The following is a 25252-nucleotide window of genomic DNA, read 5'->3' as shown; positions in this document are numbered from 1 at the left end:
CCCCCTACCCGCGCCGCGCCCCCGCCCCCAACGCCCCCCTCTGCGGTGTGATCCCCGCCGGTACCGCACGCTGTCGGGCGGGCGTTCCCGTCCAGCAGGTGCCACGGCGGGCCAGCAGGCGGCGCAGCCAGAGTTCCAGGGCGACCAGGTCGGCGAGGCCGTCCAGGGGGAGGGGTTCGCCCTCGGCCGCCGCGCGCAGGGCCTTGCGGACGACGCGGGCCTCGACCAGGCCCGCCTGGGCGAGGAGGGGGGTGCCGAAGAGGGCCATCAGGGAGTCGGCGGCCACTCTCATGCCCGTTCGTGCCGCCACCGCCGCCGACGCGTGGGACGGGGCGCCCCAGCCGGGTGGGAGGTCGGCCACTCCGGCGCCCTCGAGGACCGTACGGAGTATCGCGGCGCGTGCTCCGGGCTGGACGCGCAGGGCCTCGGGGAGGGCACGGCAGGCGCGGACGACCTGGTTGTCGAGGAACGGGGTGTGCAGGCGCTGGAAGCGGATCTCGGCGGCCTGTTCCAGGACGCGGATGTCGGAGGCGTGGCGGGCGAGGGCGGCACGCGCGCGATAGTCGCCGGGACGCTGGCCCGGGCCGACCCCGTTGCGGTTCGTCGCCGCTTGCAGGCGAACCGATACTTCAGCGAGCGCCTCACCGGTCAGCCAGCGTGCCGCAGGGCCCGGTCTCGCCCAGGTGAGCGCGGCGAGCGACGCCCCTACGGCACCTCCGGGTTCGTCGAAGCGGCGGTGCATGAGGCGGTCCGCCAAGGTTTCGAGGCCTGTTCGGTACGGGGTGCGGGCCAGTTTGCGTGCGGCGCCGTACACGCGCGCGGGAACCAGCACCGAGCCGTCCGCCTTCGCCAGCGCCGCGACCGGGCGGACCAGGTGGCGCCGTTTGCGGTCCATCAGCAGGTCGGCGAGGCGGGCCGGGTGGGCGTCCAGGACCTGGCGGGCGCCATAGCCCGTGAAGTGGTCCGCGCTGCCCGCCGCCAGGCGCGTGCGGTGTCGCGCCGCCGTCACCAGGCTCGGGCCCGGCTCGTCCGTCAGGGGGCCGTCCAGGTCGGCGTACGGCAGCGTGTCCTCGCCGCCGGTCACCACCACGTGGTGCAGACGGGGGTTGGCCGCCAGGGTGCCGGCCCGCTCCAGCTCGGCCTCGCGGCCGCCGACCGCCAGGTCGTTGAAGGTGACCGCCAGGAGGCGTTCGCCTGCGCCTGTGCCGTGGCCCAGGACCGTGCCCGGCATACCCGGGAGGCCGGCGGCCAGCAGGGCCAGGGTGCCGGAGGCGGGGCCGCCGGACAGGTCCGCCCCGATGCCCGGTACCGGCATCCCGCGCGCGGCACGCCGTTCGGCCGGGCCCATCCCCGGAACCGGGCCTGGGTCTATGTCGGCACCCGGGACATGGCGGGGCGCGGACAGACGCGCGCGGACCGCCTCCACCAGGGCGTCGCGTACGGCGTCCACCGCGCTGTCCGGATCGGCCGTGGGCGCCGCCACCGCCAGCGAGGCGACCGGCTCGTACCCGGCGATCTCGCGTGCTCCGGCGCGCAGGATCAGCGCATGCCCCGGCGGAATGCGCCGTACGCCGTCGTACGGGGTGGAGTCGTGCAGGGCCGCCGGTACGTCGGGGGCGGCCAGCAGGGCGGCGAGGTGGCCGAAGTCGAGGTTCGCCTCGATGAGGTCGGCGAGCGGGAGCGCGGCCGTCGCATACGCCGTACCGCCTGCCCACGGGGTGTAGAACACCGGCCGCGCGCCCGCCAGATCACCGCACACCATGATCCGGCGGCCGACCTGGACGACGGCCGTGTAGCTGCCGGACCACGCCGTCAGATGCCGAAGTGCCCCTCCGCGCGCGGCGAACAGGCCGACCCGAAGCTGCTCGTCGCTCGCCCCGCAGGTGCCGAGTACCGCGATCCTGGTCTGCTCGTCGGCCTTGACGACGCGGACCTCGTCCGGGCGCCAGTCGCCGACCGCCCACAGCGGATCGGGGTCACCCCACAGGAGTTGGGACCCCACCGGGTGGACGGTCTCGCCGTCGCTTCCAGTGGCCCCCGCGGAGCCGATCCCGGCGGCCACCGCGGCGGTGCTGCTCCATCCCACCAACCACCGCATCGACGCCTCCACAGGCTGTGGACAACCAGTGCACCGTACGAACCGGTTCACCATGCTGCCATGAAGGACGCGCGCGGGAGGGGCGGCGGAGCCGCTCGAGCTCCGGGAATCGCGCCCGCGCGGGTGCCCCCGGAGCGGCCACGGGGCACCCGAACACCCCGACCGGGCAAGGGGATCCGCCTGGGCGGAGCGACGGGATCCGCGCGGAGGAAGCGAGAAGATCCGCGCCGACGTGCCGAGGGGATCGCAGGACGGCTGCGACGCGAATGCGCCCCCGATGCGCTCCCCCAAAACGCCCTCTGCGCCGTCAAGTTCCGTGGTCGGAGCGGTAATTACCCGTGAGGACCGGGGTCGGTTTTCAGCCAAATCAGCGTCGTAGGGACAGGCTCGCGCACCCTCCGTACAAGCCCTCCGCACTACTCGCCGTGCTCGACTTGCGCGCAGTCCGGGGAACGGAGTGCGCCCCCCGGACCGTTCCGCCACCCGCGGGGATGTAGGCGGCGGAATCCCCCAGCCCACTGGATCCAGTACAGCGGGCCGACCCACGCAGAAGCCATGGAACCGCTCCCCCGATGGCTGGAGAAGAGCGCACGGACGGGCGCACAGCCACACAGCGGGAGCACGGCACAACTGTGCGTAGGGAGTGCGCACTTGAGTGCGGACCACAATCCCGCCATCCGGAAGAATGCCCCTTAACGCTTGGGATGCGGCGAACTACGCTGGGTTTACGAATGCCGCGTGGTTATGCCAGCGCGGCAGCCGTCTGTGTCGAGGGGTGGCGCATGTCCAGGGAGCAACGCGGGCCGAACGAAAAGCTCGGCGCCGTTCTCGCCCTCGCGGGAATCAGCAACGCAGGACTCGCTCGACGCGTCAACGACCTTGGCGCTCAGCGGGGACTGACTCTTCGCTACGACAAGACCTCGGTGGCGCGCTGGGTGTCGAAGGGCATGGTGCCGCAGGGTGCCGCGCCGCACCTCATCGCCGCCGCGATCGGCCAGAAGCTGGGCCGCCCGGTGCCGCTCCACGAGATCGGCCTGGCGGACGCGGACCCCGCACCCGAAGTGGGCCTCGCCTTTCCCCGGGACGTCGGACAGGCGGTGAAGTCGGCGACGGAGCTGTACCGTCTCGACCTCGCCGGGCGCCGCGCCGGCTCCGGCGGCATCTGGCAGTCGCTTGCGGGTTCGTTCGCGGTGAGCGCATACGCAACGCCTGCCTCACGGTGGCTGATAACACCGGCCGACAGCTCGGTGGCGCGCGAGGTGAGCCCCTCCGAGGGCTCCGGCGCACCGCTCAAAGTCGGCCACAGCGATGTGCAGAAGCTGCGGGAGGCCGCCGAGGACGCCAGGCGCTGGGACTCCAAGTACGGGGGCGGCGACTGGCGTTCGTCCATGGTGCCCGAGTGCCTACGGGTGGAGGCGGCGCCGCTGCTGCTCGGCTCGTACTCCGACGAAGTGGGCCGCGCCCTGTTCGGGGCGAGCGCCGAACTCACGCGCCTCGCGGGATGGATGGCCTTCGACACCGGGCAGCAGGAGGCCGCCCAGCGGTACTACATCCAGGCACTGCGGCTCGCGCGCGCGGCGGCCGACGTACCCCTCGGTGGGTACGTCCTGGCGTCGATGTCGCTCCAGGCGACCTACCGGGGCTTCGGCGACGAGGGCGTCGACCTCGCCCAGGCCGCTCTGGAACGCAACCGTGGCCTCGCCACCGCCCGCACCATGAGCTTCTTCCGCCTCGTCGAGGCACGCGCACACGCGCGCGCGGGAGACGCGCAGGCGGCCGGTGCCGCGCTGAAGGCGGCGGAGGGCTGGCTGGAGCGGTCCAGAGAGGGCGACAACGACCCGTCCTGGCTCGGCTTCTACTCCTACGACCGCTTCGCCGCGGATGCCGCGGAGTGCTACCGGGACCTGAAGGCACCGCGCCAGGTACGCCGGTTCACGGAGCAGGCTCTCTCCAAGCCGACGGAGGAGTTCGTGCGCTCGCACGGGCTGCGGCTCGTCGTCTCGGCGGTCGCCGAGCTGGAGTCGGGCAATCTCGATGCGGCATGCGAGCAGGGCGTACGGGCGGTGGAGGTCGCGGGGCGGATATCGTCCGCGCGCACCACGGAGTACGTGAAGGACCTGCTGCACCGCCTGGAGCCGTACGGCGACGAGCCGCGGGTCGTCGAACTGCGGGAGCGGGCACGGCCGCTGCTCATGGCACCGGCCTGAGCGTGCCCGCACGCGCACGTGGGGTGCGCGGCGGCTCGGCGGACCCGAGCCGCCGTCCCGCCCGTCCCGCCCGCCGCGCGGGAGCGGAACCGTTACGACGCGCCGTCCGTGCGCCCGACGCGGCGCTCCAGCTCGGCGAGGTCGTAGCCCTTGCCGCCGGGGCTCTCGTCGGTCATGGCGGGCGCGCTGGAGTACAGGTTCGCGCTGTCGACGGCGCGGCCCTGCCCCGAGCTGACGGCGTCGATCTTCTCCTTGTCGCCGGCGATCCGCCGGAACAGCCCGGGCAGCCGCCGCTCCGTCCGCACGGCCGTGGCGTGGATCTCCCGCTCGCCGCGCCCGCCGCGTCCCGGGCATATCGCCTGGTCGGGGCGTGGGAGCGCCGCGCCCCCGCAAGGTGTGGCGGCCCTCGGCCGGTCCTCCGGGCCTGCTCGGGCGGCCCTCCGGGTTTGAGGGCGTTGTCAGTGGCGCAGTGCATTATCGAAACCGGGAGGTGGAGCAGGTGCGGACGATCGCTTACGACTGTGACGTGCTCGTGGTCGGCGGTGGGATCGTCGGGCTGGCCACGGCGTACGCGATCACGCGTGCCGCGCCGGGCACGCGGGTGACCGTGCTGGAGAAGGAGCCGGGTCCCGCCCGGCATCAGACCGGGCGCAACAGCGGGGTCATCCACAGCGGGATCTACTACCGGCCGGGCTCCCTGAAGGCGCGGTTCGCGGTGCGGGGCGCCGCCGAGATGGTCAAGTTCTGCGCGGAGTACGGCATCGCGCACGCCGTCACCGGCAAGCTGATCGTCGCGACCGAGCGGCAGGAGCTGCCGCGCCTGCACGCGCTGGTGCAGCGCGGGCGGGAGAACGGCATTCCGGTACGGGAGCTGGGCGTCGCGCAGATCGCGGAGTACGAACCGGAGGTGCGGGGGCTCGCCGCGATACACGTCGGGACGACGGGCGTGTGCGACTTCGTCGGGGTCGCGCGGCAGCTGGCGGAGGCGTCGGGGGCCGAGATCCGGTACGGCGCTCAGGTCGAGCGGGTCGACCGGCGGGCGGACCTGGGGGTCGCCGTACGGACCACGCGCGGGGACATCGTGCGGGGGCGGGTGCTGGTGAACTGTGCCGGGCTGTACTGCGACGAGGTGGCCCGGATGACGGGGGACGAGCCGGAGGTGCGGATCGTGCCGTTCCGGGGGGAGTACTACTCGCTGGCGCGGCCCGAGCTGGTGCGGGGGCTGGTGTATCCGGTGCCGGATCCGGCGTTTCCGTTCCTCGGGGTGCATCTCACGCGCGGCATCGACGGGGATGTGCACATCGGGCCCAACGCGGTGCCGGCGCTGGCCCGGGAGGGGTACGGGTGGGGGGTCGTACGGCCTCGGGAGGTCGGGGCGACGGTGGCGTGGCCGGGTGTGTGGCGGATGGCTCGGCGGCACTGGCGGTACGGGGCCGGTGAGCTGCGGCGGTCGGTGTCCAAGGGGGCGTTCACGGAGGCGGTGCGGAGGTTGTTGCCCGCGGTGGAGTCCGATGACCTGGTGCCCGCGGCGGCGGGGGTGCGGGCGCAGGCGGTGTTGCGGGACGGGGCGCTGGTGGACGACTTCCTGATACGGGAGGGGGCGCGGGCCGTGCATGTGCTGAACGCGCCGAGTCCCGCGGCGACCGCGTCGTTGCCCATCGGGCGGGAGGTGGCGCGGAGGGTGCTGGCGGTGCTGGAGGGGGCGTGAAGGGGCGTGAAGGGGGCGGAGCGGGGTTCGGGAAGTGGCCGTAAGTCTGTCGGGGCTCCCTCACCGTAAAATCGGTCTCACTGTGTCTGAGTCTCTCAACGCCCCCGAAGTCCCCCGGCCCGGTACCCCCGGGCAGCCCGGCACCGACGGCGCGCATCCCCGCCATGTCCCCGGTGTGTCCGTCCGGCACACCCGGGCCAAAGGTGAGCCCCGGTTCCCGGACGGGCCCAAGGCCGATCCCGCCGGGTCGCACTTCGAGCGGCGGATCCGGAGTTTTCAGCCGCGGCGCAGTCGGGTGACCGCGGGGCAGGCGGACGCGTTGCAGCGGCTGTGGCCCAAGTGGGGGCTCGACATCGACGGGCAGCAGGTCGTCGATCTCGGTGAGCTGTTCGGGAACGGCAATCCGGTCGTGCTGGAGATCGGGTTCGGGATGGGGGAGGCCACCGCGCAGATGGCCGCCGCCGACCCGGACACCAACGTCCTCGCCGTCGACGTGCACACGCCGGGGCAGGGAAACCTGCTCAACCTCGCCGACCAGAACGGGCTGAGCAACGTCCGCGTGGCCAACGGCGACGCCATCATCCTGCTGCGCGAGATGCTCGCCCCCGACTCGCTCGACGGGCTGCGCGTCTACTTCCCCGATCCCTGGCCCAAGAAGCGGCACCACAAGCGGCGTCTCATCCAGCCCGAGTTCCTCAGCCTCGCCGCGACCCGGCTGAAGCCCGGTGCCCTCCTGCACTGCGCCACCGACTGGGAGCCGTACGCCGAACAGATGCTCGAAGTTCTGACCGGTCACCCAGACTTCGAGAACACCCAGGCCGACGGCGGTTTCGCGCCCCGTCCCCGGTTCCGGCCGCTGACCCGTTTCGAGGGGCAGGGACTGGACAAGGGTCATGTGGTGAACGACCTGCTCTTCCGCCGCGTACAGCCGTAGGAGCAGCGGGAAGAACACCCGGAAGAACATCTGGAAGACGACCGGGCGACCAGCACCGACAGCCCACCCCACCGGCGCCAGAGCCCCTCGCGCTGCTGCGGGCGGCGCCCCTGTCTCGTTAGGGTCGATGACGTGGCCACCAGTCCCCCGTACCCGACGCACCCCACCGGTCCCACCGGCGGCGCACTGCGGCACGCGCACTGGTGGCAGAAGCGGTGGGTGCGTTACGGCGCGCTCACCACATTGCTCACGCTCTCCGGCCTGGTCATCCTCGCCCTGGTGCGCGAGCAGACCGGCACCGAGGGGTTCCTGGTCGGGCTCGGGCTCGCCGTGCTGCCCGTGCCGCTGCTCGTCGCCTCCTTCCGCTGGCTGGACCGGGTCGAGCCGGGCCCCTGGCGGAATCTGGTGTTCTCCTTCGCGTGGGGCGCCTTCGCGGCGGCGCTGATAGCGATCATCGCCAACAGCTTCGCGACCCGGTGGATAGCGATAGCGACCGCCGATCCGTCGCACGCCGACACCCTCGGCGCGACCGTCATAGCGCCCATCGTGGAGGAGACGGCGAAGGCGGTCGCCGTACTGCTCGTCTTCCTCTTCCGCAGGCGGGACTTCACCGGGATCGTCGACGGCGTGGTCATAGCCGGGGTCACCGCCACCGGCTTCGCCTTCACCGAGAACATCCTCTACCTCGGTACCGCCTTCGGTACCGACCAGCTCTCCGGCGACAGCGGCATCGCCTCCGTCACGGCGGCGACCTTCTTCGTCCGCGTGATCATGTCGCCCTTCGCGCACCCCCTCTTCACGGTCCTCACCGGCCTCGGCTTCGGCATCGCGGCGCTGTCGGGTCCACGCCAGCATGTGCGCCGCGTTCTGCTCCCGATCTCCGGGCTGCTGCTCGCCATGGGCATGCACGCCCTGTGGAACGGCTCGTCGGCCTTCGGCGAGTTCGGGTTCTTCGCCGTGTACGCCGCCTTCATGGTGCCCGCGTTCGGGCTGCTGACCTGGCTGGTGATCTGGACACGGCAGCGTGAGCTGCGAACCGTGCGCGAGGAGCTGCCCGCCTACGTCATGGCCGGATGGCTGGCCCCGGGCGAGCCGTTCGCGCTCGGCTCGATGCGGGCACGGCGGATGGCCCGGCAGTACGCGCGGCGGCGCGGGGGGCCGACGGCGGCCCGGGCGGTGGCGCAGTACGAGGCCTACGCCACGTCGCTGGCGTTCCTACGGCACCGGGGGCGCCGTGGGCGGGCCGGTGCGGACTTCGCCGTACGGGAACGGGAGCTGTTGCACGAGCTGTGGGGGCGGCGGGGGTTCGCCCGGCCGGCGCTGGAGCATGCGGTCGCCGCGCAGCCTTGGCGTGCGTACGGGTACGGGTACGGGCAGCCGGTTCGGTGGCAGCAGCCGTACGGACAGGGGCACGGCGCCATGTACGGGCAGGCGCCCGGCGCCACGTACGGGCCGACGGCGCCCTATCCCGCGTACAACCCGTATCGGATGTGAGGCGGACGGGCCCCTCGGACGCCGCCATCGACGTCCCGCGCTCCTCAAGATCACCGTCCCTACCGCAACCCAAGCGGAACACCTAGGGTGAGGGAAGCTTTCTTCTGTACGGGGGTGAGGGCCGGTCAACCGGCCCTGGGGGAGGCGGCGATGAGCCGACCGGCCGATCCGAGGCCGGCCCATACGTTGGTGTCCGCACCGGCCACGGTCGAGGAGCCGTCGACTTCGACGTCGTCGGCAGCTCCGACGAGATGACGGTCTGCGCATGAGCAGCGGTCGTCACGATCCCAGCGCCGCCCGGCCCGCCCGCGAGCCGGATCAACGCTGGAAAGCGAAGGTCAAGACGGGCGTCCTGTGGCTGCTGGCCCTGGCCGCCGTCGCGTTCACGGTCACCGTCGTCTGGGGATTCCTCCAGCTCGACAACGACATCGACAACCCCGAGGGCGGCTTTTCGGGCTGGCAGTGCGCGGGCCAGTCCGGCACCTGTGATCCCTGACCGCCCTCGCACGACAGCGACGCCGGCGAGGGCATGCTCTGCCTCGCCGGCGTCTCTACGCGATCGGGGGTTGCCCCCCCGGGGGGGTCAGACCGAGAGGCCCTTGCCCTGCAGCCAGGCCATCGGGTCGATGCCGTTCGTGCTGCCGTCGGGGTGGACCTCGAGGTGCAGGTGGGCGCCGGTGACGTTGCCGGTGGCGCCGACGCGGCCGATGACGTCGCCCGTGTTGACCTTCTGGCCGACGCTGACGCTGATCGAGGACTGGTGCGCGTACCAGATCTCGGTGCCGTCCTCGAGGGTGAGCACCGTCTTGTAGCCGTACGAGCCGTCCCAGCCGGCGAAGGTGATCGTGCCGGTGTGCACCGCCTTGATCAGCGTGCCGGACGGGGCGGCGAAGTCGAGGCCCGTGTGGTAGCCGGAGGACCAGTAGGCGCCGGCCTGACCGAAGGTCGAGGTGACGGTGTACGAGGAGGTCGGCAGCGCGTACTGCTTGGCCAGCTCGGCGAGGCGCTCGGCCTCGGCCTTCTTGCGGGCCTCCTCCTCGGCCTTGGCCTTCGCGGCGGCGGCCTTGGCCTCGGCCTCCTTCTCCGCCTTGGCGGCCGCGGCGGCGGCCTCCTTCTCGGCGGCGGCGATCGCGTCCGCGGCGGCCTTGCTGTCGAGTTGGTCCTGCTGCAGCTCGGCCTGCGCGATGATCCGGCTGCGCAGCGCCTCACCGGCGTCGGTGCTGGTGCCCTGCGCGGTCTCCTGGGCCGTCTCCCCCATGGTGCTGAGCGCGGTGGTCGCGTCCTCGGCAGCGGCGGAGTCGTCGTCGGAGATCAGCGGCAGGTCCGGCATGGTGATGGCGACCGGCGGTTTGCCGCTGTTCGCGCTGGCCATGCCGCCCGCGCCGACGGCGGCTATGACGCCGACGCCGAGAACCGTGGAGCTGCGGGCGAGTCCCCCACCACGCTGCTTGGCGACGCGGTGCCTGCCACGTACGGGACGAATGGACTCCGCGGTGGGGTTCCACTCCTCGAACGGGCCCTCGTCGGTGCGGTAGCGGTCGTAGCCGAAGGTGTCGGTGCTGCGCTGACTCGGCACGAACGGGGCTTGCGGAGCAGGCCTGTTGGACGCCACGTGGGCGTACTCCTTTCCTTCCTTCTCGCCTACCGGGTTAGCTGACGGGTTCGGAGCAGGAAGGTCTCCTACGCGCGTATACCAACCGTGACTTCACGGCGGAATCCGTGCGATTCACCCCAGGGTGGTGGTTCCCCGGCTCCCTTGCGGGACTCGGCGCATGAGCACGGAGCCGTCTCTTGTGACGGCTGGGACGACCGCGCTGCGTTATCGAACGTTAATAGACCCGAGGTGCGGATTCCAAGCTGTTCCACTTGATCATTAACGATTTTCGCCTGGACTTACGGGTCATGAGCGGCCTAAATCGGGCGAGTTGACCAAGGCTCAGGAGTCACACAGGCATTGACAGTATGTCAGTTGTTATGCGGAGGGCGGTCGCCCGCTCACGGCTGGTAACAACGATCAAGGGTGCCGTACGACGGCTCGACGGAGACATGGGGAAAACACTCAGGGCCGGAACTGACTGATCAGTTCCGGCCCTGAGCCTTCAGTAGCGGGGACAGGATTTGAACCTGCGACCTCTGGGTTATGAGCCCAGCGAGCTACCGAGCTGCTCCACCCCGCGTCGATGAGTCCATAGTACGCCATCAGCGGGGTCCGAAGCACACGGCTTTCCAGGGCCCACCCCTGACCAGCGTTTTCCGGTCGGTCCGCGGGCCGCATCGGGTCAGAACGTCAGGTGGGCGTTGGGCGCCTTGGCCCGCTTCTCGTACTCCGGCAGCACCAGGACGTCCACCCCCTCGGCCGCCAGCACCCCGCTCCCGTCGGCCCCCGTCACGAACGTGTCCGGCTCCCGCCAGGCGGTCACCACCCGCCGGACCCCGGCCACCAGGATCAGCCGCGCACACGGCATGGGCCGGGAGGCACGGCGGGTGCACGGTTCCAGGCTGCTGTACACCGTCGCGGACGCCAGCCGCGGATCGTCCGGCGCGATCTTCGCGAGCGCCGCCTCCTCCGCGTGCACCACGAGGTCGCCGCCCTCCCTGGAGTACCCGCGCGCCAGCTCGGTCCCGTCGGCGGCCACCACCACCGCCCCGACACTGAACGCCGTCTCCGACGGCGGGCACTGCGCCGCGAGGTCGCACGCCAGGGCCAGCCAGTGCCGGTCGGCGGCGGAGGGCAGGACACCCGTCCCCGGCGCCGTGGGCTCGTAGCGCATCAGCACGACGTCCTCGATGCGCCGGGTCTCCAGCAGGCGCAGCCGTCCGCCCTGATATCCGCCCGGCCCGAACAGCCGCGGGGCGTCCGGGTCGCCGACGAACAGCGGCGCCACCACCAGCTGCAGCTCGTCCGCCAGCCCCTGCTGGAGCAACTGCGTGTGGATCGTGCCGCCACCCTCGACCATCAGCCGCTCGACGCCCCGCACCTCGCGCAGGTGCGTCAGCAGACCCCGCCAGTCCAGCTCCGCGCCCAGCGCGACCACGTCCGCCGCGACCGGCGTCCGCCGCAGTCGCTCGGCGCCCTTCTCCGTCGTATAAACGATCTTCTCGCCGCCCGTGTGCCAGAAGTTCGCCGTCGACTCCAGCTCGCCGGACGCGCTGACCGTGACCTTCAACGGATACTCGGGCTTGCCGGACGCCACCCGCGCGGCCCGGCGCTCGGCCGAGTTCACCAGCAGCCGTGGGTTGTCCGCCCGGATCGTGCCGGCGCCGATCAGGATCGCGTCCACGGAGGCCCGTACCTCGTCGACCCGGTCGAAGTCGGCGGGGCTGGACAGGAGCAGGCGCTCGGGGGTGGTGTCGTCGAGGTAGCCGTCCAGGGAGACGGCGGCGGACAGCAGGACGTAGGGGTACGACGAGGGCATCGGCGCGCTCCCTTTCGGAGCCGGAGTGGAACCGGGGCAAGGCGGGGCTTGGTTCAAGTTTGAAACAAACCTACACTGGTCTCATGACGACTCGCTGGCTCACCCCCGAGGAGCAACGCGCCTGGCGCGCGTACATCGCCGCCGCCATGCTCGTGGAGGACGCGCTGGACCGGCAGCTCCAGCAGGAAGCCGGCATGCCCCACCTGTATTACTCCATCCTCGCCACCCTGTCCGAGACCCCGGAGCGCCGGCTGCGCATGACCGATCTCGCGGAGGGGCTGAAGATCACCCGCAGCCGGCTGACGTACGCCGTCTCCCGGCTGGAGAAGGACGGTCTGCTGCGGCGCGAGAACTGCCGCTGGGACAAGCGGGGCAGCATCGCGACCCTCACCGACGAGGGGATGCGGGTTCTGGAGCAGGCGGCACCCGGTCATGTGGAGACCGTACGGTCGCTGCTCTTCGACCGGCTGACCCCGGAGCAGGTGGGGCAGCTGGAGGAGATCTTCACAGCGGTCGGCGAGGGGTTCCAGGGGGAGGGTGCCAACGCCGGCACGGACGACGTGCCGTGGCGCCGGCGGTCCTCCAAGTCCTGTTCGTGACCCGCGCGACAAATTTGTTGCTTCAAATTTAAAGCATGGGGTAGGGTCCTGGTCCGAGGAGCTGCTTCAAATCTGAAGCAGACGGTCACGTACGGAACCCGGAGAACCCGCATGCCCGACTTCACCGCCGCCGCCACCCAGCGCGCCCGCGTCCGGGTCCCGCTGCGCTTCCACGACGGCTACCGCGTCGACACCGAGCTGGTCACCTTCCACGGCCTCACCGACGGCCAGGAACACGTGGCCGTCGTCCTCGGCGACCCGGCTCCCGGCACCACCCCGCTGGTCCGTCTCCACTCCGAGTGCCTGACCGGCGACGTCTTCGGCTCGGCCCGCTGCGACTGCGGTCCCCAATTGCGGGAGGCCGTCGAGCGCATCGCGGAGCGCGGCGGCGTGCTGCTGTACCTGCGCCAGGAGGGTCGGGGCATCGGCCTCTACAACAAGCTCGACGCGTACGCCCTGCAGGACCAGGGCCTCGACACCTACGCCGCGAACGCCGCCCTGGGCCTGCCCGAGGACGACCGCGACTACACGGCGGCCGCCCAGATGCTCACCGCCCTCGGCGTCCGCGAACTCGACCTGCTCTCCAACAACCCCGACAAGGCCGAGCAGTTGCGCGCCCTCGGCATCGAGGTCCGCGACCGGGTGCCCACGGGCGTCTTCGCCACCCCGGACAACGTCCGCTATCTGCGCGCCAAGGTCCTCCAGACCCAGCACACGCTCCCGCTGGGAGACCTCGCGGAGCTCAGCGCCGGCTGACGCCACGGCGCTGCCGCGCAGCGAGCAGTACCTCGAACATGCCGACAGGGGCCGCCTCTCGAAAGGCGGCCCTTTCGCGTTCCACCCTCGGTGAATTGCGGCGACCGATCGAAATCAAGGCAAAACTCCCGGAAATCCCCCGAAGCGTTTTGTCGCCTTTCACGCTCGGGCCTGATTTCAAACGTCGAAATCGAGACATCAAGATGTGGAGATTCGGCCGCCCTCAGGTTCACGGAATGCCGGTCAAGGCGGGATATGCGCCGAATCATTCCATCGAAAACTGAATTCTTGAATCGTGGAACGCCATTGCGGATTCCCTCGACGTTCATGCAAGATCCACTTCGTCGGGGGGCACATAGACGCCTTCCGTCGGCCTGGCCGCATCCGTGCTTCGTCAGAAGGAAGGCCGCACGTGCAAGCTGTTTCGTCGTTAAGCGAAAGGTCCGGGGCGACCACCGCGGAACTCCTGCTCAATGCCCTCGTAAGGCACGGGCACTCGCACTTCACCGGAGTGCCGTGTTCTCTTTTGAAGGGGCTCTTCCGGCTGCTCGAGGAACCCGACTGCCCGGCGACCTATATACCGGCGCCGCGCGAGGACAGCGCCTTGGGAGTGGCCTCGGGCCTGGCCGTGGCGGGAGCCAGCCCGGTGGTCCTCATGCAGAACTCCGGGCTCGGTTACTCGCTGAACGTCCTCACGTCGTTCAACCTCATCTACGACGTCCACCTGCCGATCGTCGTCAGCTGGCGCGGGCACGGGGGCAACGACGCGGTCGAGCACGACGTCATCGGTCGCGAACTCACCCGGCTGCTGGACGTGTTCGGGCTGCCCTGGACCGTGCGGACAACGAACGGCCCGAGGACTCGGTCGAGGCGTTCCTCAAGCAGTACGACTCCGGCCGCAGCACCGCCGTACTCATCGTCCGGGAAGGGGTGTGAGCCGTGCTGGACATCCGTGACGCCATCGGCGCGCTGCTGGAGCGCGAACCGTCCGCCCTGACGGTGAGCACCTGCGGCTACATCACCCGCGACCTGTACAACATCGGCGACCGCGCCAACCACTTCTACCTGGTCGGCTCCATGGGCATGGCCGCCCCGATCGGCCTCGGCATCGCGCTGGCCCACCCCGAACGCCGGGTACTGGTCCTGGACGGCGACGGCTCCTACGCCATGAACCCGGGCTGCCTGCCGATGATCGCCGAGCACCGGCCGAATCTGGTGCACGTCGTCCTCGACAACGGCGCCCACGAGAGCACCGGCGGCCAGCGCACCGCGGCCCTCGGCGACCCGGCGGCCATGGCCCTCGCGGCCGGTTACGCCGCCGCGTACACCGTGGACGACCTCGACCAGCTCGCCGCCCTGGACCTCACCGGCACGCCCGCGCTGGTGCGCATCCGATGCGCGCCCCGCACCCACCCGGCCGGCAAACGCGTGGAGCTGACGCCCCAGCAGCTGGTGTCGCGCTTCCGCGCCGAGCTGGCCACGGCCGGCACGGGAGGAGCCGCGTGAAACCGATCCTGCTCGACTGCACCCTGCGCGACGGCGGGAACCAGAACGACTGGCAGTTCACCCCCACCGACGTGCACACCATCGTCAGCACCCTGGACGCCGCCCACGTCGACGTCATCGAGGTCGGCTACCGCGGCGGCTCCGGCAGCAGGGCCAGCGCGACGGCCGGTCCCTCGGCGCACTGCACACCCGAGTACCTGGCGGCCCTGCCGGACGTCTCCCACGCCGAGCTGGCCGTGATGGTCGTCCCCACCGTGTGCCCCGTGTCAGCCATGGCCGACCTCGGCGACAGCCCGGTGTCGATGGTGCGCATCGCCGCCTACCCGTGGAACATCGACGGGGTACCGGAGTACGTCCGTGCCGTGCGCGCGCTGGGCCTGAAGGCCGGCGTCAACCTGATGGCCGTCAGCTACACCACGCTCGACCAACTCGCCACGATCGCCGAGACCGTGGCCTCCGAGATGCCGGACGTCTTCTACATCGCCGACTCCTTCGGCGCGCTCACCCCGGACGACGTACGGCAGCGCATCGAACTGCTCGCCGAACGGCTGCCGATCCCGCTCGGCATCCACGCCCACAACAACCTCGGTCTGGCCGCCGCCAACGCGCTGGCCGGCCTGGACGCCGGGGTCGGCTGGCTGGACGCCTCGCTGGGCGCGATGGCCCGGGGCGCGGGGAACCTCGCCACCGAGCAGGCCGCGGCCTTCCTCACCGCCTGGCCCAAGTACGAGACCCACGCCGATCTGCCGCTCGTCTGCGAGGCCGCCGAGTACGTGGCCGAGCAGGTGCTGCCCCGCCCCATGACGGTGCGCCGGGCCGAGATCGCGGCCGGGATCAACGACCACCACTTCTACTTCCAGGACCGCATCGACAAGATCAGCGCCCGCCACGGGCTCGACCCGTGGCAGGTCGGGCGGCGGATCGGCGCGGCGCGGCCGCGCAAGGTCCTCGACGAGACGGTCGAGCAGGTGTGCCGGGAACTGGCCGCCGACGAACAGGAACTGACCGAAGGAAGGCAAGCATGACCGACAGCCGACCGCACCAGCACGACGCCGGGACCGGCGCGACCCCCCGCAGCGCCGCCCAGCGGCTGCGCGCCGCGCTGCACGCCCCGCGACTGGCCCGTGCCATGGGCGCGCACAACCCGCTCAGCGCGCGGCTCGCCGAGGAGGCCGGCTTCGACGTCATCTGGGCCAGCGGGCTGGAGATCTCCGCCTCGGCCGGCGTACCGGACGCCAACATCCTCGCCATGGGCGAGTGCCTCGACGCGGCGGCCGACCTCGCGGCCGCGGTGGACACCCCCGTCCTCGCGGACTGCGACTCCGGGTTCGGGAACGTCAACAACGTCATCCACATGATCCGCTCCTACGAGGCGCGTGGCGTGGCCGGCGTGTGCATCGAGGACAAGCAGTTCCCCAAGCTCAACAGCTTCATCGAGGGCAACCAGGATCTCGCCCCGCTGGACGACTTCGCGGGCAAGATCCGGGCCGCCACCGAGACCCGTACCGACATGGTCGTCGTGGCCCGGCTGGAGGCGCTGATCTCCGGGCAGGGCATGGCCGAGGCGCTGCGCCGGGCCGACGTCTACGAGCGCGCCGGGGCGGACGCCCTGCTCATCCACTCCAAGCGCAAGGACCCGGAGGAGGTCTTCGCCTTCCGCGAGGCCTACCGCGGTGACCTCCCGGTGATCGTCGTGCCGACGACGTACAACCAGGTCACCGTCGAGGAGCTGGAGCAGCGCGGCTTCGCCATGGCGATCTACGCCAACCAGGCGCTGCGCAGCTCGATCCGGGCCATGCGGGACACCCTCACCCGGATCATGCGGGACGGCACCACCCACCATGTGGAGGCCGAACTCGTCCCGGTCAAGGAGATCTTCGACCTGCAGCGCGCTCCCCAGATGCTGGCACAGCAGGAGCGCTACGAGTCCCTGGGACGCGAACTCGCGGAGGCAGCACAGTGACCACCCTTCCCACCGCCACCGCCCTGCGGCTGGACTTCCACGGCACCCAGCTCGACCTGGAGGTGGAGCACGGCGCCGACATCGACGACGCGCTGGCCTTCCTCGCCACCCACCTGACCGCCGAGGAGGCGAAGCCCGACGACACCGGCCGCGAGCCGGTCGCGACCCTGCGGATACGCGCCACGGACCCGGCGGACCTCGCCCCCGCGGCCGGGACCCCGCAGGAGGACATCTACCTCCGCAAGAGCGCCAGCGCGTTCTTCACCGTCCCGGCCCGGCGGGCCGTACACGACGGCCGCGAGTACCTGGAGTGCACCAAGACGGGCACCCGCTTCGTCTTCGACCGCGCCGCCCGTGTCATCGACGTGGCGCTCGGGGCCGGCGGGCATATGGACCTGGTCGAGCTGGTGCGTGACCTCGTGCTGAAGCACCAGGAGAACACCGGCGCCGCGGTGCTGCACGCCACCGCCGCCTACCGGGACGGCCAGGTCGTGCTGGTCACCGGGGCGAAGGGGGCCGGCAAGAGCACGCTGCTGCTGGAACTGGTGGAGCACTTCGGCTACCAGGTGCTCAGCGGCGACAAGACCGTGCTGCACGAACTGCCGGACGGTTCCGTCGTCGCCGCGGGCTGGCCCGACTACCCGCACCTCGGCTACGGCACCGTCGCCAAGTACCCGGGGCTCAGGGAGATCGCCGGCATCGGGGACGACTATGTGCCCACCGAGGGCCACGCGTTCTCGCCGATAGGCAAGTTCGCCGTCGATCCGCTGCCGTTCCGGGACCGCTTCCCGAGCGGCCCGGTCGGGGTGCGGGTGCCCGTGGCGGCGATCCTGCACCCGGCGATCGGCCCCGGTGACCGCACGGTCGTGGAGCCGCTGGCCGGCAGCCGTCAGGAGCACGCCGATGTGCTGCGCGCCAACGTGGAGTCGGCGTTCGACGGCGCCAACGCGGGCTGGCACCACTACCTCGACGACGGCCGCGCCGCCCACACCGCGCAACTCGCCCGCATCACCGCCGCCCTGGCCGGGGTGCCGGCCTGGACCGTGACCGGGCCGGGCGACCTGACGGCCGAGAACGTGCCGTCGGTGATCGCCGGGCCCGCGGAGGTGGCCCGGTGATCGAACTGACGGTGGAGAGCACCGGCCTCAACTCCCACTACGACCTCACCGACCGGATCGCCACGGCCCTTCAGGAGCACGGCACCGGCGACGCGCTGGCCGGGGTGTTCGCGCACGGCAGCACCATCGGGCTGACCGTGATGCGGTACGAGCCGGGCGCCGTACAGGACCTGCTGCGGACCCTGGAGCGCATCGCGCCGGAGTCCCCCGCCGACGGCAGCCGCTATCTGCACGAGCTGACCACCGCCGACCCCAACGGCTTCTCCCACCTGAAGTCGTCGCTGCTCGGCACCAGTCTGCTCGTTCCTTTCCGGGACGGCCGCCTCGCCATGTCGCCGAGCCACCGCGTGGTGCTCTTCGACTTCGACCTGAAGCCCGCCACCCGCCGCGTCTTCGTCGACGCGCCCCGGTCCGCGGCACCCGCCGCCCACGACACCGACACCGACACCGACACCGACACCGACGTGCGGAACGACGTTAAGGAGGACAGCCGGTGAAGCTGCGGCTGGCCACACCCGGACCGACCGAAGTGCCCCAGCGCCTGCTGCTGGCCGGGGCCCGCGAGATCATCCACCACCGCTCCACCGAGATGGAGCAGCTGATCCACGAGATCAGCGGCGGTCTGCCCCCGCTGTTCGGCACGAGCGCCCCGGTGTACACCATCGCCTCCTCCGGGACCGGCGCGATGGAGGCCGCGGTCGCCAACTGCTTCTCCGCCGGCGACGAGGTCCTGGTCGTCTCCAACGGCTACTTCGGCGAGCGCTTCCAGGCGATCTGCCGCAACTACGGCCTCGTCGTGCACGTCGTGGAGAGCGACTGGGGCACCAGCGCCGACCCCGAGCGGGTGGCCGCGGCCTACCGTGAACACCCGGAGATCCGGGGCGCGTTCGTCGTCTACAGCGAGACCTCCACCGGTGCGCTGAACGACGTCGAGGCCATCGGCCGGATCTTCCGCGACACCGACGTGGTCGTGGTCGTCGACGCGATCAGCGGTCTGCTCGTCCATCCGCTCGAGATGGACGCGTGGGGTCTGGACGTCGTCCTCGCCGCCTCCCACAAGGGCTTCATGCTGCCCCCGGGACTCGCCTTCGTCGCCCTGTCCGACAAGGCGTGGACGGCGGTCGAGCGGTCGAGCGGGCCGAACTACTACTGGTCGTTCGAGCGGCTGCGGCACTTCTACCCGATGTCGTCCTCCTCCCCCGCGGTGTCGCTGCTGCTCGCCCTGCACGAGTCGCTGAAGATGCTGAACGAGGAGGGCATGGAGGCCTTCCGCGCCCGGCACGCCACCCTCGGCAGGGCGGCCGAACGCGCCCTGCTCGCCCTCGGGTTCACCACCTTCGTCAAGGAACCGCACCGCCGCAGCCACGTCATCACCTCGGCGCTCGCCCCCGAGGGCATCGACACCGGGCAGCTGCTGAAGACGCTGTCCGCGTCCTACGGCCTCACCATGACCGGCGGCCAGGCCCACCTCAAGGGCAAGCTGATCCGGGTCGGGCACGTGGGGGCGGCCGACGCCCTCGATCTGAGCGCCGTCTTCGGCGCCCTGGAGATGGCCCTGCTCGACCTCGGCCACCGGTTCACGCCGGGCTGTGGTGTCGGTGAGATCATCCGCACGTTCCACGAGGAGGGCCGCTGATGCTCGTCCTGTTCCAGCGCGAGACCTGCCCGGACTGCAAGCCGGTGCGCGAACTGCTCACCAAGCTGCAGGTGTCCTACATCAACATCAACGTGCCCAAGCCGCGCGAGGAGCGGCACGAGCTGATCCGCACCACGGGCAGCAAGTTCATCCCGGCCCTGGTGGACGGGGCGACGGTGATCCCGGGCAAGCTGCGGGAGAACGCGGACATCATCGCGTACCTCAAGGAGCGGTTCGGGGACCCGGACGCGGTGGCGCCACCGGCGGGAGCCGCCCCGGCGGCCCCGGAAGCCGAGGCCGCGGTGACGACCCGGCCGGAGTCCGTCGGATGACATCCGGGCAGCAGGTGCCCGCGACGCCGCGTCTCGCGGTGCTCGCGGGCACCCCCCAACTGGTGGCCGCGGCAAAGGCGTTGGGCGTCGACACCGTCTTCGTGCACGACCCGGCCGAACCGGTGCCGGCGCACGCCGCGGCGGCCGACACGGTCCTCGCGGTGGACCTGACGGACACCGACGCCCTGCACTCGGCGCTGGCCCCGCTGCACGCGGACCGCCCCTTCGGCCGCGTGCTGTCCCTCACCGAGCGCGGCCTGCTGCCCGCGGCCGCCGTCGCCGAACGGCTCGGCGTCCCCGGCAACTCCCTGCACACCGTGGGCCTGTTGCAGGACAAGCGGCGCATGCGGGAACTCCTCAACGCCCGCGGGATCGCCCCGGTGCGCACCGCCGCGCCGCGCGGATCCGCCGACCTCGCGGAGTTCTGCCGTACGACGGGCGGGCCGGTGATCCTCAAACCGGCCGCCGGCACGGCCAGCCAGGCCGTGTTCCGGCTGGCCGGGCCCGAGGCCGCGGACGAGACCTGGCGGGCGTTCGAAGCGGCGGGCGGCACCCGGCCGGTCGCCGAGGAGTACCTCGACGGGCCCGAGATCAGCGTGGAGACCTTCTCCCACGACGGGACGCACACCGTCCTCGCCGTGACCGACAAGCTGGTCGGACCGTCCTTCGTGGAGACCGGGCACACCCTGCCCAGCACCCTGCCCGCGCCCGTGCTGGACGACGTCGCCGACCTGGTGGTCACCTTCCTGGACGCGGTGGGGCTGGTCGAGGGCCCCGCGCACACCGAGGTCAAGGTCACCGGGAGCGGCCCGCGCGTCCTGGAGTCCCATAACCGCATCGGCGGTGACAAGATCCGCGAACTGCTGCGCCGGGCCTACGGCCTGGACGTGGTGCGCCTCACCGCGGGCTGCCCGCTCGGCCTGCTGCCCCCGCCGGCCGGGGCGCCCCTCGCCCGCCGGGGAGCGGCGATCAGGTTCCTCACCCCGCCGCCCGGAACGGTCCGCCGGATCACCGTGCCCGGCCTCGGCGACTCCACCGCCGTGGTCCGGCTGGACGTCGAGGTCGGCGACCGCGTCGGCCCGGTGCGCCGCTCCCAGGACCGCTGCGGCCATGTGATCGCCGACGGCGCGGACGCCGCCGAGGCGGCCCGGCTCTGCGAGGAGCTGGCCGGCCGGGTGCTGATCGAGACGGGTGAGTGAGTGCCGTGCGCCTTGCCGTCGTGACCGACATCCACGGTGACACCGCCCGGCTGCGGGCCGTGCTCCGACGGATCCGGGAGCAGGAGGTGCACCGGGTCGTCTGTCTCGGCGACGTCTTCGAGTGCCGTATCGGGAAGCGGGAGGCTCCCGGGTACGAGTTCGGCGGCCGGCTGACGGACGTCTTCGACCCGAATCCCGAACTCGCCCGGCTCCTGGACGGCGTGCTGCTCGTGCGGGGCAACCAGGAGGAGCGGATCCGCTCCCTGGTACCCGACCCCGAACTGCCCGGCTGGGCCCGCCCGTTGCTCGACGCCCCGTTGGAGCACCGCACCGGCTTCGCCCTGTACTGCCACGGCCATCCGCTGCCGTGGCGCGAACTGGAGCCCGGCCTGTGGTGCCCGGTGGACGCCGACTTCCCCGGCCGGGCACTGGTCCACGGGCACCACCACCGCAGTGCCCTGTACCGGGTGCGGACCGTCGGGGACGGTCCGGCTCAGGCGGTGCGTGTGCCGTTCCGGTTCGGCGAGCCGGTGCCGCTCGCGGCGGACGGCCGCTACGTCGTCAACGTCGGCTCCGTCACCCGCTGCGCACCGGACCGCGGCCCCTCCCCCGTCTGGGCCGTCGTCGACGAGGCCGCCGCCACCGTCACCTACCACCACGCCGAACTGGAGAACACGTGACCAGGCAGGTGCTCCTGCTCAATTCCGACAAGCCGGAGGTCCTCGAGGCGCTGGCGCGCCGGCCCGACGTGACCGTCCGCGTCATCACCCGCAAGGTGTACGCCGACCTGTACCGGGACCACGACGTGGCGTACGTCGACAGCTTCGCCGATCTGACACAGGTGGAGCGGGCGGCGTACGAACTCGCCGCGAGCGGTCCCGTGGACCATGTGATCGCCGCCACCGAGAAGAGCGTGGTGGCGGGCGGGCTGGTGCGCACCCTGCTCGGGGTGGACGGACCCGGCGTGGACCAGTCCCTGTGGGCCACCCACAAACGGGCGATGAAGGACCGGCTGCGCGCCGCGGGGCTGCCGGTGACGGACTACGCCCAGGCGGCCACGGTCGACGACGTGCCCCGGGCGGCGCGACGGACCGGATGGCCCGTCGTGATCAAGCCGGTGTTCGGCGCCGCGTCGAAGTCAACCCACCGCGTGGCCTCGCCGGAGGAGTTCGCCGAGCGGCACCGCGCCGACGCCTTCGCCGACGTCGCCGACCGGCGCCTGCCGGTCCAGGTCGAGCGCCTGGTGGAGTTCACGCACGAGTACCACTGCGACGGCGTCGTCCAGGACGGCGAGGTGGCCCGCGCGGCCGTCTCGCGCTACTTCCTCCCGCCGCCGGTCACCACGCCCAGCCTGAACAGCGGGTACGTGGCCGACCAGACGGACCCCTTCGCACAGCAGGTCCTGGCGCTGCACCACGAGGTGGTCGCCGCCCTCGGCCTGCCGGCCGGGGTCACGCACCTGGAGGTGTTCCGCACCGCCGCGGGCCCGGTCATCGGCGAAGTGGCGATACGGCCGGGCGGCATGGGCATCTCCCGCATGTGGTGGCACGCCTTCGGAGTGGACCTGTGGGAGGAGTTCGTCCGGGTCTCGACCGGGGAGCGGCCCAGCCGCCCGGCCGGCCCGCCGCGCTCCGGGATCGTCGGCCGCACCCGGCTGCCCGCGCTCCCCGGCCTGCGGGAGTCGGTGGCCGCCCTCCCCGGCGTACTGGAGGTGCTGACCCCGGAGGAGTGCGCCAGCCCGGGCCACCTCGAGGCCTACCTCACCGCCGCCGACGAGGCGTCCGCGGAGGCGTTCATCGCCCGGCTGCACACGATGGCGGTGGCCGCACGGTGAAACGGCCACCGACCGAGGGCGGTGGGTCGCATACGGCGGTGTCCGCGCCGGACGCCGCCGCCGGTACCGCCTCCGCCCCGCGGCCACCGTCGCCGGGGCGGGCGCGTGCCGTGCTCGGCGCCCTTCTGCCGCCGCCCGGCGACTCCCGGCTGCTGGCCGTGTCGTGGCTGGTCAAGACGGTCGGCAGTGGCCTGTACCTGACCACCAGCACCCTGTTCTTCACCCGGGTGGTGGGGCTGCCCGTGCACCAGGTCGCCTCGGGTCTCACCCTCGCGGGCATCGTGGCCCTGGCGGGCGCCGTACCGCTGGGCAAGCTGGCGGACCGCTTCGGCCCCCGGCGCACGTACACGGTCCTGCTGGGCATCCAGTTCGCCACGATGGCGGCGCTGGCCTTCGCCCGCACCTTCCCGGCGTTCCTGGCGCTCGTCCTGGTCTTCCTCCTCGCCGAGCAGGGCAGCACGGCGGCGCGCGGAGCGCTGGTGGCCACGGTGGGAGAGGGTGCCGAGAGGGTGCGGCTGCGGGCCTATCTGCGCGTGGTCACCAACGTGGGCATCACGATCGGTGCGGCGGCGTCGGCCCTGGTCATCCAGGCCGACACCGCGGCCGGATACATGGCGCTCCTGTGGTGCACGGCGCTCACCTACCCTGCCGCCGCGGTGCCGCTGCGCCGGCTGCGCTCGCGCGCGGGGACCCCCGTCGCGGCCGGCCCGCGGAAGGCGGAGCGCTCCGGATCCGGCTGGCAGGTCCTGCGCGACGTGCGGTACGCCGCCGTCACCCTGATCTGCGGCGTGCTCTCCCTGCAGGCGCAGATCCTGTCCTTCGCCGTGCCCCTGTGGGTGCTGCGGCACACCGAGGCGCCGCCGGTCCTGGTGTCGGGCATCGTGGCCGTCAACACGGTGATGGTGATCTGCCTCCAGATCCGGTTCAGCCGTGGCGCCGAGGACGACGGGCGGGCGGCCCGGATGTGCCGCCGCTCCGGGATCGCGCTGTTCGCTGCCTGCGCGCTGGTGTCGTTCACCGGAGGGATGGGCGGCTGGGCCGCGACGGCGCTGCTGCTGCTGTTCGCGGCGGCTCTCACCCTCGGCGAACTGTGGCTGTCGGCGGGTTCGTTCGGGCTGAGCTTCTCGCTCGCACCGGACGGCATGCACGGCCAGTACCAGGGCTTCTTCTCCCTGGGCCGGGGCGCCGCCACCGCCGTGGCCCCAGCTCTGATCGCGGTGTTGTGCCTCGGCGACCATCCACGCGCGGGCTGGCTCGCCCTGGGCGCCCTGTTCGCCGTGGCCGGCGCGGCGGCCCCGTTCGCCCTGCGCGCACGGGGCGCCGTACGGCACGAGCCGTCGCCGTCGCCGTCGACGGGATGACGGGGCCGTACGACCGCCTCGTACGGTCGACGACGACCAGTACGCCGGCGAGTTGGCGTTCCCGCCGAGCGGCACGGCCGTCCTGACCGCGCCGCTCGGTGGGGCGCCGTCTCAGCGAGCCGCGCCCTTGACCGGCTCGGCCTCCACCACCGCGTCGGACGCGACGTTCTCACCGCGCCCCGAAACCGCCGCCGCACCCCGCGCCCCGGCCCCCGCTTCGGGCGCGCCGTGGGCCGCGATGATGCCGGCGATGACCAGGGCGGCGCCGAAGGGCTGGTTCCACGTCAGCCGCTCGTCCAGCAGGAGCACTCCCGCCGTGACGCCGACCACGGGCGTGAGGTAGGTGACGGCGGCGGCGTTCACCGCGCCCCAGGCCTGGACGATGTTGTTGTTCCACAGGTAGGCGAGACCGGTGCTCAACGCGCCCAGCGCCAGCATGCTCAGCGCGATGCGCGCGTCGACACGCGGTGCGGGCGCCGCCAGCCAGGGAGTGGCCGCGAGCATGATCAGTGCGCCGATGGTGACCTGCACGAAGGCGATGGGCACGGCCGGCAGCCCGCGCGGGGTGACATGGCGGCGCAGATAGACGAAGGCGAAGCCGTAGCAGGTGGTGGCGGCCAGGCAGGCGAGCTGGGCCGTGAGGTGCCCGCCGCCGGACAGTCCGCCGGGGCCGATCAGCACCAGCACACCGGCGAACCCCGTGAGCAGCCCCGCGGTCCGGCGCCGGGTGAGCCGCTCGTCGGTCAGGGCGACCGTACCGACGGCCAGGGTGAGCAGCGGGGTGGTGGCGTTGAGGATGCTCGCCATGCCGGACGAGATCTGCTGCTCGGCCCAGGAGAAGAGCAGGAACGGCACCACGCACAGCAGTACGGACACGACGGTGAGCCGCAGCCAGAGCCCCGGGTCCCGGGGGATCCGGCTGCGCGTCACCGCCATCACCGCGCTGAGCGCCACCGCGCCCAGCACCAGCCGCCCCCACACCACCTGAGCGGGTGTCAGCCCCTCCAGGGCGACCTTGATGAACAGGAAACTCGAACCCCACGCACACGCCAGCGCGACGAACTGCGCGACAACCTTCGCCCGCAAACCGA

At 72.0% G+C, this 25252-nt stretch carries 24 protein-coding genes, 1 tRNA gene and 1 riboswitch; of the genes, 19 read left to right on the top strand and 6 right to left on the bottom strand.

The window, feature by feature from the left end; genetic code table 11:
* Positions 1-4: 4 nt before the first annotated feature.
* Positions 5-2098 (bottom strand): asparagine synthase-related protein, encoded by a 2094-nt coding sequence (locus IF78_RS0124230; protein WP_031484489.1) that lies wholly within the window; start codon positions 2096-2098, stop codon positions 5-7.
* 782 nt (positions 2099-2880) lie between these two features.
* On the opposite strand from IF78_RS0124230, the gene IF78_RS0124225 reads away from it, so the two are divergent.
* Entirely contained in the window at positions 2881-4305 is a 1425-nt protein-coding gene (locus tag IF78_RS0124225) for an NsdA family TPR-like regulatory protein (protein ID WP_031484487.1), read from the top strand.
* 92 nt (positions 4306-4397) lie between these two features.
* Here the strand turns inward: IF78_RS0124225 and IF78_RS50680 are convergent, their stop codons facing one another.
* Positions 4398-4610, bottom strand: coding sequence for a hypothetical protein (locus IF78_RS50680; protein WP_031484486.1), 213 nt, complete (start codon positions 4608-4610; stop codon positions 4398-4400).
* A 194-nt stretch (positions 4611-4804) separates the two neighbouring features.
* Here IF78_RS50680 and lhgO point away from each other — a divergent pair, with 194 nt between their 5' ends.
* The 4 genes from lhgO (at position 4805) to IF78_RS0124200 (ending at position 8937) form a co-directional block, all read left to right on the top strand.
* Positions 4805-6013, top strand: coding sequence for an L-2-hydroxyglutarate oxidase (lhgO, locus tag IF78_RS0124215; RefSeq protein ID WP_037641113.1), 1209 nt, complete (start codon positions 4805-4807; stop codon positions 6011-6013).
* 82 nt (positions 6014-6095) lie between these two features.
* Entirely contained in the window at positions 6096-6947 is an 852-nt protein-coding gene (trmB, locus tag IF78_RS43855; protein ID WP_031484482.1) for a tRNA (guanosine(46)-N7)-methyltransferase TrmB, read from the top strand.
* A gap of 132 nt (positions 6948-7079) precedes the next feature.
* Positions 7080-8441: a PrsW family intramembrane metalloprotease gene (locus tag IF78_RS0124205; RefSeq protein ID WP_031484480.1), complete on the top strand. Its 1362-nt coding sequence runs from the start codon at positions 7080-7082 to the stop codon at positions 8439-8441.
* Positions 8442-8706: 265 nt separating this feature from the next.
* Complete coding sequence (locus IF78_RS0124200) at positions 8707-8937, top strand: hypothetical protein (protein WP_031484478.1); 231 nt, start codon at positions 8707-8709, stop codon at positions 8935-8937.
* A gap of 87 nt (positions 8938-9024) precedes the next feature.
* Here IF78_RS0124200 and IF78_RS0124195 read toward each other — a convergent pair whose 3' ends face one another.
* From IF78_RS0124195 to IF78_RS0124185, 3 genes are all read right to left on the bottom strand, one after another.
* Positions 9025-10053, bottom strand: a complete 1029-nt coding sequence (locus IF78_RS0124195) for a M23 family metallopeptidase (RefSeq protein ID WP_031484477.1) — start codon at positions 10051-10053, stop codon at positions 9025-9027.
* 11 nt (positions 10054-10064) lie between these two features.
* Positions 10065-10222: riboswitch (cyclic di-AMP (ydaO/yuaA leader) on the bottom strand.
* Between the two features lie 322 nt (positions 10223-10544).
* Positions 10545-10618, bottom strand: a tRNA-Met gene (locus IF78_RS0124190).
* 102 nt (positions 10619-10720) lie between these two features.
* Positions 10721-11857, bottom strand: a complete 1137-nt coding sequence (locus IF78_RS0124185; protein ID WP_031484475.1) for a dihydrofolate reductase family protein — start codon at positions 11855-11857, stop codon at positions 10721-10723.
* Between the two features lie 83 nt (positions 11858-11940).
* Between IF78_RS0124185 and IF78_RS0124180 the strand changes: the two genes are divergently transcribed.
* From IF78_RS0124180 to IF78_RS0124115, 14 genes are all read left to right on the top strand, one after another.
* A complete protein-coding gene (locus IF78_RS0124180; RefSeq protein WP_031484473.1) occupies positions 11941-12456 on the top strand; it encodes a MarR family winged helix-turn-helix transcriptional regulator in 516 nt (171 codons plus the stop codon).
* Positions 12457-12567: 111 nt separating this feature from the next.
* Entirely contained in the window at positions 12568-13212 is a 645-nt protein-coding gene (locus IF78_RS0124175; protein WP_031484471.1) for a GTP cyclohydrolase II, read from the top strand.
* A gap of 295 nt (positions 13213-13507) precedes the next feature.
* A complete protein-coding gene (locus IF78_RS43850) occupies positions 13508-14209 on the top strand; it encodes a thiamine pyrophosphate-binding protein (RefSeq protein WP_324617287.1) in 702 nt (233 codons plus the stop codon).
* Complete coding sequence (locus IF78_RS0124165; protein WP_199921422.1) at positions 14152-14718, top strand: thiamine pyrophosphate-dependent enzyme; 567 nt, start codon at positions 14152-14154, stop codon at positions 14716-14718. Before IF78_RS43850 ends, IF78_RS0124165 begins: the two co-directional genes overlap by 58 nt.
* On the top strand, positions 14715-15743 hold the full coding sequence (locus tag IF78_RS0124160) for a beta/alpha barrel domain-containing protein (protein ID WP_051828140.1): 1029 nt from the start codon (positions 14715-14717) through the stop codon (positions 15741-15743). Before IF78_RS0124165 ends, IF78_RS0124160 begins: the two co-directional genes overlap by 4 nt.
* Positions 15740-16681, top strand: a complete 942-nt coding sequence (locus tag IF78_RS0124155) for an isocitrate lyase/phosphoenolpyruvate mutase family protein (RefSeq protein ID WP_051828138.1) — start codon at positions 15740-15742, stop codon at positions 16679-16681. Before IF78_RS0124160 ends, IF78_RS0124155 begins: the two co-directional genes overlap by 4 nt.
* Positions 16678-17799 (top strand): phosphoenolpyruvate carboxykinase (ATP), encoded by a 1122-nt coding sequence (locus IF78_RS0124150; RefSeq protein WP_031484463.1) that lies wholly within the window; start codon positions 16678-16680, stop codon positions 17797-17799. Before IF78_RS0124155 ends, IF78_RS0124150 begins: the two co-directional genes overlap by 4 nt.
* Entirely contained in the window at positions 17796-18296 is a 501-nt protein-coding gene (locus tag IF78_RS0124145; protein ID WP_031484461.1) for a YjbQ family protein, read from the top strand. Before IF78_RS0124150 ends, IF78_RS0124145 begins: the two co-directional genes overlap by 4 nt.
* Positions 18293-19435, top strand: a complete 1143-nt coding sequence (locus IF78_RS0124140) for a pyridoxal-phosphate-dependent aminotransferase family protein (protein WP_031484459.1) — start codon at positions 18293-18295, stop codon at positions 19433-19435. Before IF78_RS0124145 ends, IF78_RS0124140 begins: the two co-directional genes overlap by 4 nt.
* On the top strand, positions 19435-19767 hold the full coding sequence (locus tag IF78_RS0124135) for a glutaredoxin domain-containing protein (protein WP_031484457.1): 333 nt from the start codon (positions 19435-19437) through the stop codon (positions 19765-19767). Before IF78_RS0124140 ends, IF78_RS0124135 begins: the two co-directional genes overlap by 1 nt.
* Positions 19764-20966, top strand: coding sequence for an ATP-grasp domain-containing protein (locus IF78_RS0124130; protein WP_031484455.1), 1203 nt, complete (start codon positions 19764-19766; stop codon positions 20964-20966). Before IF78_RS0124135 ends, IF78_RS0124130 begins: the two co-directional genes overlap by 4 nt.
* A gap of 20 nt (positions 20967-20986) precedes the next feature.
* Positions 20987-21646, top strand: coding sequence for a metallophosphoesterase family protein (locus IF78_RS0124125; protein ID WP_158751489.1), 660 nt, complete (start codon positions 20987-20989; stop codon positions 21644-21646).
* Positions 21643-22800, top strand: coding sequence for an ATP-grasp domain-containing protein (locus IF78_RS45110; protein ID WP_051828136.1), 1158 nt, complete (start codon positions 21643-21645; stop codon positions 22798-22800). The genes IF78_RS0124125 and IF78_RS45110 overlap by 4 nt, the downstream gene beginning before the upstream one ends.
* A 38-nt stretch (positions 22801-22838) precedes the next feature.
* Positions 22839-24161, top strand: a complete 1323-nt coding sequence (locus IF78_RS0124115) for an MFS transporter (RefSeq protein ID WP_051828134.1) — start codon at positions 22839-22841, stop codon at positions 24159-24161.
* A gap of 111 nt (positions 24162-24272) precedes the next feature.
* On the opposite strand, the gene IF78_RS0124110 is transcribed toward IF78_RS0124115, so the two are convergent.
* Positions 24273-25247, bottom strand: coding sequence for a DMT family transporter (locus tag IF78_RS0124110; RefSeq protein ID WP_078662558.1), 975 nt, complete (start codon positions 25245-25247; stop codon positions 24273-24275).
* Between the last annotated feature and the right edge of the window lie 5 nt (positions 25248-25252).

Source organism: Streptomyces bicolor (genome assembly GCF_000719285.1).
Classification (GTDB): Bacteria; Actinomycetota; Actinomycetes; order Streptomycetales; family Streptomycetaceae; genus Streptomyces; species Streptomyces bicolor.
The sequence above is the reverse complement of the archived record's forward strand: the minus strand, read 5'-3'. Positions and strand labels throughout refer to the sequence as shown.

Bases quoted from the DNA above. Each gene is read 5' to 3' on its own strand.
- IF78_RS0124200 (WP_031484478.1), top strand. From the start codon at position 8,707: ATGAGCAGCGGTCGTCACGATCCCAGCGCCGCCCGGCCCGCCCGCGAG.
- IF78_RS0124230 (WP_031484489.1), bottom strand. From the start codon at position 2,098: ATGCGGTGGTTGGTGGGATGGAGCAGCACCGCCGCGGTGGCCGCCGGG.
- IF78_RS0124130 (WP_031484455.1), top strand. From the start codon at position 19,764: ATGACATCCGGGCAGCAGGTGCCCGCGACGCCGCGTCTCGCGGTGCTC.
- IF78_RS0124155 (WP_051828138.1), top strand. From the start codon at position 15,740: ATGACCGACAGCCGACCGCACCAGCACGACGCCGGGACCGGCGCGACC.
- IF78_RS0124225 (WP_031484487.1), top strand. From the start codon at position 2,881: ATGTCCAGGGAGCAACGCGGGCCGAACGAAAAGCTCGGCGCCGTTCTC.
- IF78_RS0124185 (WP_031484475.1), bottom strand. From the start codon at position 11,857: ATGCCCTCGTCGTACCCCTACGTCCTGCTGTCCGCCGCCGTCTCCCTG.
- IF78_RS0124135 (WP_031484457.1), top strand. From the start codon at position 19,435: ATGCTCGTCCTGTTCCAGCGCGAGACCTGCCCGGACTGCAAGCCGGTG.
- IF78_RS0124175 (WP_031484471.1), top strand. From the start codon at position 12,568: ATGCCCGACTTCACCGCCGCCGCCACCCAGCGCGCCCGCGTCCGGGTC.
- IF78_RS0124180 (WP_031484473.1), top strand. From the start codon at position 11,941: ATGACGACTCGCTGGCTCACCCCCGAGGAGCAACGCGCCTGGCGCGCG.